We start from the raw sequence: 15226 nt of genomic DNA, 5'->3' as shown, positions 1-15226 counted from the left end.
AGAATATACAACGGCATCAATCAGCGAATTCCGGCTTCTGCTTGGCCATATGCGCGGCCATCGCCACCCGCAGGTCGGCGGACTGGAGCATGGCGGCGTTCCAGGTAGCGACGTACTCGAGGCCGTCGTCGACCCGGTGGTCGCGCATATAGCGGATCATTTCCTTGGTACCCCGGATGGCGATCGGCGACTTCGCGGCGATCTGCCGCGCCAGTTCGAAGACCCCATCCATCAATGCGGCCTGGTCCGCGTAGGTACGATTGACCAGGCCGATGCTCCGTGCCTCTTCGCCGTCGACCATGCGCCCGGTGTAGGCCAGCTCGCGCATCATGCCATCGCCGATGATCCGCGGCAGGCGCTGCAGGGTGCCGACGTCGGCGGCCATGCCGATGTCGATCTCCTTGATCGAGAACTGCGCGTCGGCGGTCGAGTAGCGCATGTCGCAGGCCGAGACCAGGTCGATGGCGCCGCCCAGGCAGTAGCCCTGGATCGCCGCGAGCACCGGCTTGCGGCAGTTGTCGACCGCGTTGAACGAGGCCTGCAGCTCGAGAATCTTGCGACGCAGGGCGTCGGCGTTGCGGCCGACGTCCTTGCCCAGTTGGCTGCCGACCTGGGCCAGCAGCATCAGGTCGATCCCCGAGGAAAAATGCTTGCCCGCCCCGGACAGCACGACCACCCGCACTTCGTCGGTATCGTCGACCCAGCGGAAGATCTCGATGATCTCGCGCCAGAAGTCCTGGTTCATGGCATTGATCTTGTCCGGACGGTTGATCTGGACGTGGGCGATCTTGTCTGCCAGCTCCACACGGAATGCGTTGTACTCGGTCACGGCGATAGTCCTCGGCAGAGCAACTGCGCTGTCAGAACGCAGAGATTTTTGTTGTGCGGAAAATCCCGCAACTATAACAAGGGCGAGCCAAATGTCGATGCTGCACTATGTGATGCACGGCACGCCCATTGATACCGCAATCTCTTCGATGATTGCGCTAAACGCTTGATCCAACGAAAGTCCTGCTGGCATTTTCAGTCTTTTCCTTGCCGTGGAGTCCATCGTGAGCAGTCCCCTGAGCCAGGCTTTCGCACAGAACTTCCTCGGGCATTCGCCGCGCTGGTACAAGCTGACGGTGCTCGCCTTCCTCTTGCTCAATCCCCTGCTGCTATGGCTGGCCGGGCCGGTGACAAGCGCCTGGGTGCTGGTCGGCGAGTTCATCTTCACCCTGGCCATGGCGCTGAAATGCTATCCGCTGCAGCCGGGCGGCCTGCTGGTGCTGGAGGCGCTGTTGCTCGGCCTGGCTACCCCCGAGGCGCTCTATGCGGAGTTGCAGCACAACTTCCCGGTGCTCCTGCTGCTGATGTTCATGGTCGCCGGCATCTACTTCATGAAGGACCTGCTGCTCCTGCTGTTTTCCCGCCTGCTGCTCGGCGTGCGCTCGAAGGCCCTGCTATCGCTCCTGTTCTGCCTGCTGGCCGCCCTCCTCTCGGCCTTCCTCGACGCCCTCACCGTGACCGCCGTGGTGATCAGCGTGGCGGTGGCATTCTTCGCCGTGTACCACCGGGTCGCTTCGGGGCAGCGCGCCAGCGAGGACTACGATCCCGCCACCGACCGCCAGGTCCCGGAGCTGCACCGGGCCCATCTCGAAGAATTCCGCGCCTTCCTCCGCAGCCTGCTCATGCACGCGGCGGTCGGCACCGCACTGGGCGGCGTCTGCACCCTGGTGGGAGAACCGCAGAACCTGCTGATCGGCCACGAGGCCGGCTGGCATTTCGTCGAGTTCTTCCGCCAGGTCGCGCCGGTATCCATGCCGGTACTGGCGGCCGGCCTGCTGACCTGCGTGCTGCTGGAGAAGAGCCGCCGCTTCGGCTATGGCGCCCAGTTGCCGGCGGCGGTGCGCCAGGTGCTCGCCGAGTACGCCGCCAGCGAAAGCCGCAAACGCGGAGCGCAGCAGAAGGCCGCGCTGCTGGTGCAGGCCCTGGCGGCGCTGGTACTGATCGTCGGGCTGGCCCTGCATGTCGCCGAGGTCGGCCTGATCGGCCTGTTGGTGATCGTGCTGATCACTGCCTTCACCGGCGTCACCGACGAACACCAGATCGGCCGCGCCTTCCAGGAAGCCCTGCCGTTCACTGCGCTGCTGGTGGTGTTCTTCGCGGTGGTCGCGGTGATCCACCAGCAGCACCTGTTCACCCCGATCATCCAGGCGGTGCTGGCGCTGCCGGCGGAACGCCAGCCGGGCATGCTGTTCATCGCCAACGGCCTGCTCTCGGCGATCAGCGACAACGTATTCGTCGCCACCATCTACATCACCGAGGTGAAACAGGCGCTGGATGCCGGCCACATGAGCCGCGAGCATTTCGACACCCTGGCGGTGGCGATCAATACCGGCACCAACCTGCCCAGCGTAGCGACGCCCAACGGCCAGGCGGCGTTCCTCTTCCTGCTGACCTCCTCCATCGCCCCGCTGGTGCGCCTGTCCTACGGCCGCATGGTCTGGATGGCGCTACCCTACACCCTGGTGATGGGCGGCCTGGGCTGGTGGGCGGTCAGTCATTGGCTTTGAGCGTCGGCACTCCGTTGACCTGGTTGCGCCATTGCCGCCAGGTGTACATCGGGATACCGGCCATCAGCACCAGGAAGCCCCAGAAGATCGCCTGCTGGCCGGTGCCATACAGCGCCCATAGCGAGTAGGCGAAGCCCAGCGAGCCGATCACCAGCAATTGCCGGCGTGAACGCGGCGAGAACTCGTCCGGTCGCACCGCCAGCAGTTGCAACAGCGCGGCGGTGCAGAACGCGTAGGGGACCACCCCGGTCATGGTGCCGAGCAGGATGATCACGTTGAACACATCGACCAGGTCGCCATGCCCGTCGACCATCACCAGCGCCGTCACCAGCAGCCCCGAGGCCAGCAGGCCGTGGGCCGGCGCGCCGTTCTTGTTGAGCTGGCCGAGCGACTCCGGGAACAGCCCGTCGCGCGCCGGAGCCACCGGGATCTGGCCCTGCAACAGGACCCAGCCATTGAGCGCGCCCAGGCAGGCGATCACCGCCCCGGCAGCCACCAGGTAGTAGCCCCAGTCGCCCATCAGTATCCGCGCCGCGTCGGCGAACGGCGAGGTGGAGCGTGCCAGCACCTCCGGCGGCATCAGGCCCTGCACCGCAGTGATCGAGAGGATGTAGAGGGCCGCCGCGGCCAGCGTGCCGAACAGGGTCGCACGGGGAATGGTGCGGCGCGGGTCCTCGACGTCGTCGGCCGGCACGGTGGCCGACTCCAGGCCGATGAACGACCACAGGGTCAGCGCCGCGGTGGTGGCGATCGCCTGGGCATAGCCCATGTTCGGCAGCTCGCTGCGCGCCGGTATCGCCAGGTGCTCGGGATTGAAGTGGAACCAGCCGAGGATACCGACCAGCAACAACGGCAGCAGCTTGAGGATGGTCAGCAGGTTCTGCACCACGCTGAAGGTGCCGATGCCTCGCAGGTTGATCAGGGTGCATAGCCAGATCGCGGCGATGGCCACGCAGACCATCAGCAGCGGATCCGCCAGCGCCGGGATGAACACCCGCAGGTAGCCGACCAGGGTCACGGCGATCGCCGCGTTGCCGATCCAGGCGGCTTTCCAGTAGGTCCAGGCGCACAGGTAGCCGGCGAAGCTGCCGAAACCGTCGCGGGTATAGGCGTAGGGGCCGCCGGCGCCGGGGTTGACCCGCGCCAGGCGGGCGAAGGTCAGCGCCAGCAGCACCGCGCCGGTGCTCGACACCAGCCAGCCGAACAGGCTGAGCCCGCCGAACGCCGCCAGGCTGGAGGGAAGCAGGAAGACTCCCGAACCGACCATGTTGCCGATCACCAGCGCGCTGCAGGTCCAGAATCCCATGCCGCGCTTGCCGGCCTTCTCTCCCCCCGCCATCGACACCCCTTAGCCTGTCGGCCTCATTCTTTTATGCATTCAACGGTATAGCAGCGCCCGGACGGTCCGTCCTGATGCTGCAGGCCGTGCACATCGGAGTCGAAACCAGGGAAGGCGCGCTCGAAGGTCCGCGCGAACTCGAGATAGTCGAGGATCGAGCGGGTCGCCTCGGTGAAGCGCTCACCCGGCATGATCAGCGGGATACCCGGCGGATAGGGTACCAGCATGACGGCAGCGATGCGCCCTTCCAACCGAGCGATCGGTACCGCCTCGACCTCGCCGCGCACCAGCTTGTCGTAGGCCTCGGACGGCCGCATCGCGACCTCCGGCAGCACCGTGTACATGCGCTTCATGGCCTTCGCCGTGGCGTTGTCGCGGTAGCTGGCGTGCATGGCGTCGCTGAGGTCGCGCAGGCCCACGCCGTTGTAGCGCTTGCCGCCGGCCTGGGCCACGGAGGGCAAGACGTCGAGCAGCGGCAGGTTGGCGTCGTAACAGCGCTTGAATTCGAGCAGTTCGGTGACCAGGGTGCTCCACTTGCCCTTGGTGATGCCCATCGAGAACAGCACCAGGAAGGAGTAGAGACCGGTTTTCTCCACCACCAGCCCGCGCTCCCAGAGGAAGCGGCTGACGATGGCGGCCGGAATCCCCTGCTCGCTGAGCTTGCCGCCGGCGCTCAGGCCCGGGGTGGTCAGGGTGACCTTGATCGGATCGAGCAGCACGTAGTCTTCGGCGATATCGCCGAAGCCGTGCCAGTCGGCGCTCGGCTCCAGCACCCAGTCATGGGTGCCGACCTGATCGGTGCCCTCCACCTGCTCCGGCTGCCAGACGCCGAACCACCAGTCGTTCCGGTCCAGGTTCTGCCGTACGTTGGCCAGGGCCCGGCGGAAGCTGAGGGCCTCGTCGAAGGTTTCCTGGATCAGCGAACGCCCGGCGGGCCCTTCCATCATCGCCGAAGCCACGTCCAGCGAAGCGATGATGCCGTACTGCGGCGAGGTCGAGATGTGCATCATGAAGGCTTCGTTGAAGCGCGCCACGTCCAGCTTCCGGGTCCCGCCATCCTGCACGTGGATCATCGAGGCCTGGCTGAAGGCGGCGAGCATCTTGTGCGTGGAGTGGGTGGCGAACACCAGGGGTCCCTCCTCGCTGCGCGAGGTGCCCATGCCATAGCGTCCGTCGTAGAACTCGTGGAACGCGGCATAGGCGTACCAGGCCTCGTCGAAGTGCAACACTTCGACGCTGTCGCCGAGGGTCTGCTTGATCAGCTCGGCGTTGTAGCACAGGCCGTCGTAGGTGGAGTTGGTCACCACCGCCAGCTTCACCTTCGGCTCGCGACCGCGCGCCAGCGGACTGGCGGCGATCTTCGCGGCAATCGACTCCTTGCTGAATTCGCTCAGCGGGATCGGCCCGATGATTCCCAGTTCGTTGCGTTCCGGAGTGAGGTAGAGCGGTATCGCCCCGGTCATGATGATCGAGTGTAGGATCGACTTGTGGCAGTTGCGGTCCACCAGCACCAGGTCTTCGCGACCGACCATGGAATGCCAGACGATCTTGTTCGCGGTGGAAGTGCCATTGATCACGAAGAAGGTATGGTCGGCGCCGAAATTGCGCGCGGCACGGTCCTCGGCCTCGGCCAGGGGGCCGGTATGGTCGAGCAGCGAGCCCAGCTCGGGGACCGAGACCGACAGGTCGGAACGCAGCGTGTTCTCCCCGAAGAACTGGTGGAAGGCCTGTCCCACCGGACTCTTGCGATAGGCGACACCGCCGCCGTGGCCCGGCGTATGCCAGGAATAGTTGGACTGCGCGGTGTGCTCGACCAGCGCACGGAAGAATGGCGGCAGCAGCCCGGCCAGGTAGTTGCGCGCCGCCCGGGCGACCTGGCGGGCGAGGAACGGCACGGTGTCTTCGAACAGGTAGAGGATGCCGCGCAACTGGTGCAGGTCGGCCATGGACTCGGCCGGCGCGTTCTCGATGGTCACCTGCTCGCCGAGGGCGAAGATCGGCAATTGCGGCGCCCGCACGCGGGCCACGCGGATCAGTTCGACCACATCCTGCAGCAGGCGCTGGTTTTCCCCGGCACCTTCGGCGGCGACCAGGATGCAGGCCAGGCCGTGGTGGGTGGAAGCGACGATGCGCCCCTCGGCGGAGCTGGCGGTGGAGAGAATGCTGAAGCCGTCCTGCTCCAGTTCGTGGGCGATGCCCCGCACGCGTTCGCCGGCAACGGTGTCGGCCTTGATGTCGCGATGGACGATGAGGACGGGAAATTTGAGGTCTTTATACATTGTTGATCCCGAGCAGCAGGCGGGCGAACCCCGCCGGTCGGCTCAGGGTAGAGACTTGCCGGCACGCGCGTAACCCCCGGCGGCTTGCCCTTGTAAGAAAAGGTCGCGGCAACACAAGTCGGCGCGCCGCGCTTGCCTCCGCTCCCGCCAGCGAGGAGCATGGACCTCTCTGCCCTGCTACGGAGCGACAACGATGCGCAGCGCTTATCGGATCGTCAGCGATCACTATGCGGCCTCTAGCCGTGGGGACCTCGCCGGAATGCTGGCGGACATGGACGAACGCACCGAATGGACGGAAATGGCCGGTTTCCCGCTGGCCGGCACCTATGTCGGCGCGGCCGCCATCGGCGCCGGTGTGTTCCAGGCCTTGCAGCGGGACTGGGAGGGCTTCAGGGTCGAGATCGAGCGCCTGATCGACGGCGGCGACAGCGTGGTCGCCGTCGGTCGATATGCAGCGACCCACCGTCGCAGCGGCAAGTCGTTCGAAGCGCGCGTGGCACACGTATGGACGGTGGAGGACGGCAGGATCCGCCGTTTCGAGCAGTTCTGCGACACCTTGCTGGTGGAGCGGGCGACGCGCTGAACGCGGCGCCCGTGGTGCATGGGCAGGCTATTCGCCGACCGGCGCTTCCAGTTGCGCCCAGAGCGACGGACCACCTGCCGACTTCTCGATCACCGCCAGCCGCGCCGCATGCGCAGCCAGCTCTTCGGCGTTGGCGCGCAGCACCGGGGTGGCGACCCGCGCCGGATCGAGCCGACGGATCGGGCTGACCATCGGCCGGCCGCTGCCGTCGCCTTCCGCGCCGCTGCCGGCCAGCGACAGGCTGGTCTGGCCGCCGGTCATCGCCAGGTAGACGTCGGCGAGGATCTCGGCGTCGAGCAACGCGCCGTGCAGGTCGCGGCCGGAGTTGTCCACGCCGTAGCGCTTGCACAACGCATCGAGGTTGTTGCGCTGGCCCGGATGGCGCTCGCGGGCCATCAGCAGGGTATCCAGCACCGAGCAGTACTCGGTCACGTCCGAGCGGTCCTGCTGGCCCAGCAGGGCGAACTCGTTGTTGATGAAGCCGATATCGAACGCCGCGTTGTGGATGATCAGCTGGGCGCCGCGGATGAATTCGAAGAAATCGTTGGCGACCTCGCGGAAGCGCGGCTTGTCCTTCAGGTATTCGTTGGTGATGCCGTGGACGGCGATCGCCCCTTCGTCGACCTCGCGATCGGGTTGCAGGTAGACGTGGAAGTGGCGACCGGTCAGGCGGCGCCCCTCCAGCTCGACACAGCCGATCTCGATGATCCGGTGACCATCGGTCACCGGCATGCCGGTGGTTTCGGTATCCAGTACGACGCTACGCATCTATAGAGCCTTTCTCTGTTTCGCTGCAGCCGTGGCTGCTGAACGCTTGTTTCGGTGTGGCCGCTCAGCGCGGCAATTCGGCGACGCCACGGTTGGCCAACTGGTCGGCCCGCTCGTTGCCGGGGTCGCCGGTATGCCCGCGGACCCACTGCCACTCCACCTGGTGCCGGGCGACCTGTTCATCCAGGGCCTGCCAGAGGTCGGCATTCTTGACAGGCTGCTTGCTGGCGGTCTTCCAGCCGCGCTTCTTCCAGTTCGGCAACCATTCGGTGATGCCGCGCATCACGTATTCCGAGTCGGTGATCAGACGGATCGGACAGGAACGCTTGAGTGCCGCCAGCGCCTGGATCGCCGCCATCAGCTCCATGCGGTTGTTGGTGGTGTCCGGCTCGCCGCCCCAAAGCTCTCGCTCGGCGCCCTTGTAGAGGAGCAACGCCCCCCAGCCGCCGCGCCCAGGGTTGCCCTTGCAGGCGCCGTCGGTATAGATCACTACCTGTTCTTTATCTGTCATGCCTAAATTTCGGAATCTCGCCGGCTGACTTTCGCCACCGGCATGGGCACCAGCTGACCGCGCGGTTCGCGCTTGCTCTGGCGCAACGGGCGCAACCCCACGACCAGCTTGCGTGCCACCAATAGATAGAAGCCGGCGCCCGAAGACTGCCAGGCGTCGCCCCAGCGCTCCAGGCGAGCCAGGCGCGATTGCCAGGCTGCCGACGCAAGCGGCGGACGATAGCACCCGAAGCGCCGTTTCTCCAGCGCGAAGCCCAGCAGGTTGAGCCAATCGCAGGCCCGCGACGGAGGAATGCAGCGGGCCTGGCGCAAGGCATCCCCGGCGAAATAATGACGGATGCCCCACAGGCTCCATGGGTTGATGCCGATCAGCAGCAGGTGGCCGCCCGGACGAACGGTACGCGCGGCTTCGCGCAGGAGACGGTGAGGCGACAGGCAGAAATCCAGGCCGTGTTGCAGCAGGACCACGTCCGCGGCATGTTCGCTGAGCGGCCAGGCGCCCTCTTCGCAGGCGATGTCCACGCCCGGCAGCGGCGGCCCCAGGCGCACGCCGCGCTGAATCTGCCCGGTGCTCGGCGGCAGTTCGGCATGCGGCCCGTAGTGCACCAGGTAGCCACCGAAGTAACGGGTCAGCTCGTCGCACAACAGGCGTCGCTCCTCGGCCAGCATCAGGCTGCCCAGCGGGCCCTGGAACCAGTCGCGCGCCCGGTTGATCGATGCCAGCCACTCGGCATCGGTCTGGGCGAAGGCTTGCGGTTCGTTCATGCGTACCTCCAGCGTCTTCCCCTTCGCGGCGACGGACGCCGGCACGACGGGAAAATAAGCAATACTATGCGCCAATGACTTCTGCTTAGCGACATCGACCCATGATACAGATCGACGCCCTGCCCGCCTTCAACGACAACTACATCTGGCTGTTGCAAGATGCGACAAGCCGTCGCTGCGCGGTGGTCGACCCCGGCGATGCCAAGCCGGTGGAAGCCTGGCTGGCCGCCCATCCCGACTGGCGGTTGAGCGATATCCTGGTGACCCACCACCATCACGACCACGTCGGCGGCGTCGCGGCCCTGAAGGAACTGACCGGCGCGCGGGTTCTCGGCCCGGCCAACGAGAAGATCCCGGCCCGCGACCTGGCGCTGGAAGACGGCGAACGGGTCGAGGTGCTCGGCCTGGTCTTCGAGATCTTCCACGTGCCCGGCCATACCCTCGGCCATATCGCCTACTACCACCCGGCGGAGACGCCGCTGCTGTTCTGCGGCGACACCCTGTTCGCCGCCGGCTGCGGCCGTCTCTTCGAAGGCACCCCGGCGCAGATGCATCATTCCCTGGCGCGACTGGCCGCGCTGCCGGCCAACACCCGGGTCTACTGCACCCACGAGTACACGCTGAGCAACCTGCGCTTCGCGCTGGCGGTGGAGCCCGACAACGCGGCGCTGCGGGAACGCTTCGAGGAAGCGACCCGGCTGCGCGAACGGGACCGCATCACCCTGCCGTCGGAAATCTCGCTGGAATTGTCGACCAATCCATTTCTTCGCGTTTCGGAAAATTCTGTTAAGAAAAAAGCCGACCAGCGGAGCGGCCAGCAAAACCGCACCCCGGAGGAGGTTTTCGCCGTCCTGAGGGCCTGGAAGGACCAGTTCTGAAGGTTGGCGAAATCTTGACCACTCTTGAGGTCATTTCTAGAATCGGCTGAATTTTTGCCCGGAACAGCACTCAGCCGATGCCGCCACAGACACGTAAAACCCCCGATCTAGACGCCCTGGCTCGCGCCGTTCGGGTGTCCATCCTGCTCATCGCCGGTGCGCTCGCCGGCTGCCAGGGCAGCGGCCAGATCAAGGGGGAGGCCCAGGCCAAAGCAGCACGTCCCGGCGCCCGAGCCGTCGACGTCCAGTTCAACCCCTCCTGGCTGCATACCCAGCCCGGCCAGAACGCCGCCTACAACGACATCTGGGACCGCATGCGCGACGGTTTCCAGCTCCAGGATGCGATCAGCACCAACCCGCGCATCGAACGCCAGCGCCTCTGGTTCCTCAGCAACCAGTCGTTCCTCGAACAATCGAGCGCGCGCGGCAGCCTCTACATGCACTACGTGGTCGAGCGCCTGGAAGAACGCAACATGCCGCTCGAACTGGCGCTGCTGCCGGTCATCGAAAGCGCCTACAACCCCTTCGCCCTGTCGCGCAGCAACGCCGCCGGCCTCTGGCAGTTCATTCCCGCCACCGGCCAGCATTTCAACCTGCGCCAGACCAATTTCTACGACGGTCGCCGCGACATCACCGCCTCGACCAATGCCGCCCTGACCTATCTCGAGCGCCTGCACGACATGTTCAACGGCGACTGGATGCTCGCCCTGGCGGCCTACAACGCCGGCGAAGGCACTGTCAGCCGCGCCATCGAACGCAACGAGAAACTGGGCCTGCCGACCGACTACTGGAACCTGCCGCTGCCGCAGGAAACCCAGGACTACGTACCCAAGCTGCTCGCCCTCTCACAGATCGTCATGGCGCCGGATTCCTACGGCATCAGCCTGAACCCGATCAACAACGAGCCCTACTTCCAGGCCGTCCGGGTCAAGCGCGGGATCGACCTGTCCAGCGTCGCCGCGCTGGCGAACCTGGACGAGGACGAGCTGTACCAGCTGAACCCGGCCTACAAGCGCCGCGTGACCATGGACGGCCCCCAGCAACTGTTGGTGCCGATGGAGAAAGCGGCGTTCCTGACCGCCTCGCTGGACACCCTCAAGCCGAAGGAAGTCACCGCCTGGCAGCAATACCGGGTGCGTAGCGGCGACAGCCTGCACAGCATCGCCAACCGCTATCGGATCACCGTAGCGGAGCTCAAGAGCGCCAACCGCCTGTCCAGCAACCACCTGCGCAAGGGCCAGCAACTGAGCATCCCCGGGCAGATCGCCGGCGGCGCCGTCAAGCCGGTCTACCAGCAACTCGCCCGACAGGCTTCCACCCCGGCCAGGACCCGCTCCTATAAGGTCAAGAACGGCGACAGCCTGTGGCAGATCGCCCGCAACAACGGCGTCGACGTCAACGACCTGAAGCGCTGGAACGGCCTGGACAAGCACGCCCTGAAGGTCGGCCAGACCCTCAAGCTGCAAGGCGGCACCCAGGCCCTGGCGGCCCGCAAGGGAAACGCCGCCGGCAAGCGCGACAGCGCCACCTACTACAAGGTCAAGCAAGGCGACTCGATGTACCTGATCGCCAAGCGCTTCAATGTCGAGATGAAGCACCTGCAGCGCTGGAACCCGCGCAGCAAGCAGGCGCTCAAGCCCGGCCAGACCCTGACCCTGTACCTGGACACCGCGAGCCGCTGACAGCCCATTGCAGGTCGTCCCGAAACGCCACGCCCGCTCCTGCCGGCGTGGCGTTTTCGCAAGCGCGGCCAGAACCCCGGACCCTAGGCCGGACAGGCCCGCGCTCCCTCTTTTTTCCTGTGCGGGCAAGGTGTTACTGTTGCCTGACGATTCGTTGTCAAAAATAGCCAAGGACCCGGACACACGCCTGATGCGTCGCCTCTCCTTCCTGATCCTCGGCCTGGCCGTGAGCCTGCCCAGCTTCGCCGCGATTACCCAGAGCCATGGTTATGCCCAATTCGGCACGCTCAAGTATCCGGCCAATTTCCAGCACTTCGACTGGTCCAATCCCGACGCCCCCAAAGGCGGCACCTTGCGCCTGATGGCCTCGGGCAGCTTCGACACGCTCAACCCCTACACCCTGAAAGGCACCAGCCCGATCGGCACCGGCGATTTCCTCCAGTACGGCGTCAATGAGCTGAACGAACCATTGATGGTGGGCACCGGCCTGTACGACCCGTCCGGCGACGAACCAGCCTCCAGCTATGGCCTGATCGCGAAGAGCGTGGAATACGCGGAAAACCGCAGCTGGGTGGTATTCAACCTGCGGCCGGAAGCACGCTTCCACGACGGCAGGCCGATCACCGCCAGCGACGTGGCCTTTTCCTATCGCACCCTGGTCAAGCAGGGGCACCCGATGTACCGCACCTACCTGCAGGAGGTGAAGCGGGTCGATATCCTCACCTCCCACCGGGTGCGTTTCGTCCTGCGGCGCTCCGGCAACCCGCTGCTGATCCTGCGCCTGGGCGAGCTTCCGGTGCTGCCGCAGCATTACTGGAAGGATCGCGACTTCCGCGCCACCACCTTCACCGCGCCGCTGGGCAGCGGTCCCTATCGCATCGTCGAGGTCGATCCCGGGCGCCGCCTGGTGTTCGAACGCGTGAAGGGCTGGTGGGGCGAAAAACTGCCGGTGAACCGCGGCAAATACAATTTCGACCGGGTCGTGGTGGACTTCTACCGGGACAACGGCGTCGCCTTCGAAGCCTTCAAGGCCGGCGAGTTCGACTTCTACATCGAGCACCAGGCGAAGAACTGGCTGAACAACTATCGCTTCCCCGCGGTTCTGCGCGGCGATGTGATCCGCACGGAAATCCCGCACCAGATCCCCAGCCAGACCCAGGCGTTGTTCATGAACACCCGTCGCGCCGTGTTCAAGGAGCGCGCGCTACGCCAGGCGCTGGGCGAGATGTTCGACTTCGAATGGACCAATCGCGCCCTCTTCAGCAATTCCTACCTACGCTCGCGCAGCTACTACCCGAACAGCGAATTCGCCGCCAGCGGCGTCCCGGAGGGCCAGGAATGGCTGTACCTGTCGCCGTACCGCAAGCAATTGCCGGCGCAGTTGTTCAAACAGCCGTTCAGCCTGCCGACCACCGAGGGGCGCGGCATTCCCCGTGAAACCCTCAGGCATGCACTCGGTCTACTGGCCGATGCCGGCTGGAAGCTGTCCGGCGACCGACTGCTGAATAAAAAGGGCGAACCGCTGCGCTTCGAAATCCTGCTGGTCAATCCGAGCCTGGAGCGTATTCTCCAGCCCTATCGCGAAAACCTCGCCAGCATCGGCATCGACGCGCGCCTGCGCACCGTCGACCGCGCCCAATACAAGCAGCGCCTGGACCAGTTCGACTACGACATGATCCTCATGACCCTGCCGCAGACCCTCAGTCCCGGCCTGGAACAGTGGCAGTACTTCCACTCCAGCCAGGTGAAGGTCAAGGGCAGCAAGAATTACGCGGGCATCGCCAACCCGGTGGTCGACGCCATGCTCAACCGCCTGCTCGGCGCCCACAGCCGCGACGAACAGGTCGCCGCCACGCGGGCCCTGGACCGGACCTTGCTCTGGCAGTACTACAGCATTCCCAACTGGTACCTCAATTCGCACCGTCTGGCGTACCGCAACCGCTTCGCCTTCGTCGCCACCCCGCCCTACACCCTGGGCCTGCGCGCGTGGTGGCAGAAAAACCTGGAGACGTCCCGATGATCCGTCCCCGCTTCACCCCTCTGCTGGCAGCCCTGCTGCTCGGCTGCTGCGGCCCGCTCCTCGCCGCCCCGAAACATGCACTGACGCTCTACGATGAGCCTCCGAAGTATCCCGCCGATTTCAAGCATTTCGACTACGTGAATCCGGATGCGCCGAAAGGCGGCATCCTCCGCCAAGCCGACTTCGGCGGCTTCGACAGCCTCAACCCGTTCATCGGCAAGGGCGTCTCGGCCCCTTCGCTGGGCCTGATCTACGACACCCTGGCCTTCCAGTCGCAGGACGAGCCGTTCACCGAATACGGCCTGCTCGCGGAGAAGATCGAGAAGGCACCGGACAACAGCTACGTGCGCTTCTACCTGCGCCCCCAGGCCCGTTTCAGCGATGGCACGCCGGTCACCGCCGAAGACGTGGTGTTCACCTTCGAGACGCTGGTGAGCAAGGGCGACCCGATGTACCGCAACTACTATGCGGACGTCGACAAGGTGGTCGCCGAGGACAAGCTTCGCGTGCGCTTCGACTTCAAGCACGCCGGCAACCGCGAACTGCCGCTGATCCTCGGCCAGATCGCGATCCTGCCGAAACACTGGTGGGCCGACCGCGACTTTTCCAAGACCGGCATGGAAATCCCGGTAGGCAGCGGTCCCTACCGCATCGCCAAGGTCGATCCGGGACGCTCCATCAGCTACGAGCGAGTCAAGGACTGGTGGGCCAAGGACCTTCCGGTCTCTCGCGGACTCTATAACTTCGACACCATCACCATCGACTCCTATCGCGACATGTCGGTCGCCCTGGAAGCCTTCAAGGCCGGCCAGTACGACGTCAACCTCGAATATTCGGCGAAGGACTGGGCCACCGGCTACGAGTCGCCGGCATTGCGCGACGGGCGCTTCATCAAGGCCAGCATCCACAACCACAACCCGGTGGGGATGCAGGGCTTCGCCTTCAATATCCGCCGCCCGGTGTTCCAGGACCGCCGGGTACGCCAGGCGATCAGCCTGCTGTTCGACTTCGAATGGTCGAACAAGCAGCTGTTCTTCAGCTCCTACAAGCGCACCAACAGCTATTTCGAGAACTCGGAGATGGCCGCCCACCAGTTGCCCAGCGAAGCCGAGCTGAAGATCCTCGAACCGCTGCGCGGCAAGATTCCCGACGAGGCCTTCGACCAGGTCTTCCAGAATCCGGTCAATGACGGCAGCGGGGTGATCCGCGAGCAGCGGCGCAAGGCCTACCAGTTGCTCACCGAGGCCGGCTACAGGATCGAGAACAACCGCATGGTAGGTCCCGACGGCCAACCACTGAGCTTCGAATTCATGCTGTTCCAGGCCAACATGGAACGGGTCATCCTGCCGTTCAAGCGCAACCTGGCCGAACTTGGCATCGACATGCAGATCCGTCGCGTCGACGTCTCGCAGTTCGTCAACCGCCTGCGCTCGCGGGATTTCGACATGACCTCGGCGACCTGGCCGCAATCCAACTCGCCAGGCAACGAACAGCGAGAGTTCTGGCATTCCAGCAGCGCCGACAAGGCCGGCAGCCGCAACTTCATCGGCCTCAAGGACCCGGCCATCGACAGCCTGGTGGAAAGCCTGATCCAGTCCGACTCGCGGCAAAGCCTGATCGACCATACCCGCGCCCTCGACCGCGTACTGTCGTGGGGCTACTACGTGGTTCCCAACTACTACGTCGATACCTGGCGGGTCGCCTACTGGAACCGTTTCGGCCGGCCGAAGGTGACGCCACTCTACGACTGGGGCCTGATGACCTGGTGGCAGACCAGCGACAAGGCGCTGCCGAGCAAGGCGCAAGCCGAAGCCGCGCAAGACGCCGAACCGGAACGGGAGTAACGC

At 65.3% G+C, this 15226-nt stretch carries 12 protein-coding genes; 6 read left to right on the top strand and 6 right to left on the bottom strand.

Annotated features, from left to right (window positions below; all coding sequences use genetic code 11):
* Positions 1-16: 16 nt before the first annotated feature.
* The gene (locus VQ065_RS14360; RefSeq protein WP_003087972.1) at positions 17-829 is read right to left on the bottom strand and encodes a crotonase/enoyl-CoA hydratase family protein; all 813 of its coding nucleotides are present in this window, start codon (positions 827-829) and stop codon (positions 17-19) included.
* Positions 830-1052: 223 nt separating this feature from the next.
* Between VQ065_RS14360 and nhaB the strand changes: the two genes are divergently transcribed.
* Entirely contained in the window at positions 1053-2555 is a 1503-nt protein-coding gene (gene nhaB / locus VQ065_RS14355) for a sodium/proton antiporter NhaB (RefSeq protein ID WP_003087967.1), read from the top strand.
* Here the strand turns inward: nhaB and VQ065_RS14350 are convergent.
* Both VQ065_RS14350 and ldcA read right to left on the bottom strand, forming a co-directional pair.
* The gene (locus VQ065_RS14350) at positions 2539-3894 is read right to left on the bottom strand and encodes an amino acid permease (RefSeq protein WP_003087965.1); all 1356 of its coding nucleotides are present in this window, start codon (positions 3892-3894) and stop codon (positions 2539-2541) included. The genes nhaB and VQ065_RS14350 overlap by 17 nt on opposite strands.
* Positions 3895-3917: 23 nt before the next feature.
* Entirely contained in the window at positions 3918-6173 is a 2256-nt protein-coding gene (ldcA, locus tag VQ065_RS14345; protein WP_003087961.1) for a lysine-specific pyridoxal 5'-phosphate-dependent carboxylase LdcA, read from the bottom strand.
* A gap of 193 nt (positions 6174-6366) precedes the next feature.
* Between ldcA and VQ065_RS14340 the strand changes: the two genes are divergently transcribed.
* Complete coding sequence (locus tag VQ065_RS14340) at positions 6367-6756, top strand: nuclear transport factor 2 family protein (RefSeq protein ID WP_003132809.1); 390 nt, start codon at positions 6367-6369, stop codon at positions 6754-6756.
* A gap of 27 nt (positions 6757-6783) precedes the next feature.
* Here VQ065_RS14340 and dnaQ read toward each other — a convergent pair whose 3' ends face one another.
* From dnaQ to VQ065_RS14325, 3 genes are all read right to left on the bottom strand, one after another.
* Positions 6784-7524 carry a DNA polymerase III subunit epsilon gene (gene dnaQ / locus VQ065_RS14335; protein WP_003087958.1) on the bottom strand — a complete coding sequence of 247 codons (741 nt, stop codon included), beginning with the start codon at positions 7522-7524 and terminating at the stop codon, positions 6784-6786.
* A gap of 64 nt (positions 7525-7588) precedes the next feature.
* Complete coding sequence (gene rnhA, locus VQ065_RS14330; RefSeq protein WP_003087954.1) at positions 7589-8035, bottom strand: ribonuclease HI; 447 nt, start codon at positions 8033-8035, stop codon at positions 7589-7591.
* A gap of 2 nt (positions 8036-8037) precedes the next feature.
* Positions 8038-8799 carry a methyltransferase domain-containing protein gene (locus VQ065_RS14325; RefSeq protein WP_003087952.1) on the bottom strand — a complete coding sequence of 254 codons (762 nt, stop codon included), beginning with the start codon at positions 8797-8799 and terminating at the stop codon, positions 8038-8040.
* Between the two features lie 101 nt (positions 8800-8900).
* Here VQ065_RS14325 and gloB point away from each other — a divergent pair, with 101 nt between their 5' ends.
* The 4 genes from gloB (at position 8901) to VQ065_RS14305 (ending at position 15223) form a co-directional block, all read left to right on the top strand.
* Positions 8901-9677 (top strand): hydroxyacylglutathione hydrolase, encoded by a 777-nt coding sequence (gene gloB / locus VQ065_RS14320; protein ID WP_003087949.1) that lies wholly within the window; start codon positions 8901-8903, stop codon positions 9675-9677.
* 77 nt (positions 9678-9754) lie between these two features.
* Entirely contained in the window at positions 9755-11359 is a 1605-nt protein-coding gene (locus VQ065_RS14315) for a lytic transglycosylase domain-containing protein (RefSeq protein ID WP_003120244.1), read from the top strand.
* Between the two features lie 190 nt (positions 11360-11549).
* Entirely contained in the window at positions 11550-13379 is a 1830-nt protein-coding gene (locus tag VQ065_RS14310; protein ID WP_023098680.1) for an extracellular solute-binding protein, read from the top strand.
* Positions 13376-15223, top strand: coding sequence for an extracellular solute-binding protein (locus tag VQ065_RS14305; protein WP_003087944.1), 1848 nt, complete (start codon positions 13376-13378; stop codon positions 15221-15223). Before VQ065_RS14310 ends, VQ065_RS14305 begins: the two co-directional genes overlap by 4 nt.
* Positions 15224-15226 lie beyond the last annotated feature (3 nt).

Origin of the sequence: Pseudomonas sp. KBN10P06128, assembly GCF_037574945.1 — a bacterium.
Lineage (GTDB): Bacteria > Pseudomonadota > Gammaproteobacteria > Pseudomonadales > Pseudomonadaceae > Pseudomonas > Pseudomonas aeruginosa.
Note: the sequence above shows the minus strand (reverse complement) of the source record. Positions and strands in the feature narration are given on the sequence as shown.

Excerpts from the sequence above, each read along its gene's own strand:
- VQ065_RS14350 (WP_003087965.1), bottom strand. The coding sequence starts at position 3,894 with ATGGCGGGGGGAGAGAAGGCCGGCAAGCGCGGCATGGGATTCTGGACC.
- ldcA (WP_003087961.1), bottom strand. The coding sequence starts at position 6,173 with ATGTATAAAGACCTCAAATTTCCCGTCCTCATCGTCCATCGCGACATC.
- VQ065_RS14340 (WP_003132809.1), top strand. The coding sequence starts at position 6,367 with ATGCGCAGCGCTTATCGGATCGTCAGCGATCACTATGCGGCCTCTAGC.
- dnaQ (WP_003087958.1), bottom strand. The coding sequence starts at position 7,524 with ATGCGTAGCGTCGTACTGGATACCGAAACCACCGGCATGCCGGTGACC.
- rnhA (WP_003087954.1), bottom strand. The coding sequence starts at position 8,035 with ATGACAGATAAAGAACAGGTAGTGATCTATACCGACGGCGCCTGCAAG.
- VQ065_RS14325 (WP_003087952.1), bottom strand. The coding sequence starts at position 8,799 with ATGAACGAACCGCAAGCCTTCGCCCAGACCGATGCCGAGTGGCTGGCA.
- gloB (WP_003087949.1), top strand. The coding sequence starts at position 8,901 with ATGATACAGATCGACGCCCTGCCCGCCTTCAACGACAACTACATCTGG.
- VQ065_RS14315 (WP_003120244.1), top strand. The coding sequence starts at position 9,755 with ATGCCGCCACAGACACGTAAAACCCCCGATCTAGACGCCCTGGCTCGC.
- VQ065_RS14310 (WP_023098680.1), top strand. The coding sequence starts at position 11,550 with ATGCGTCGCCTCTCCTTCCTGATCCTCGGCCTGGCCGTGAGCCTGCCC.
- VQ065_RS14305 (WP_003087944.1), top strand. The coding sequence starts at position 13,376 with ATGATCCGTCCCCGCTTCACCCCTCTGCTGGCAGCCCTGCTGCTCGGC.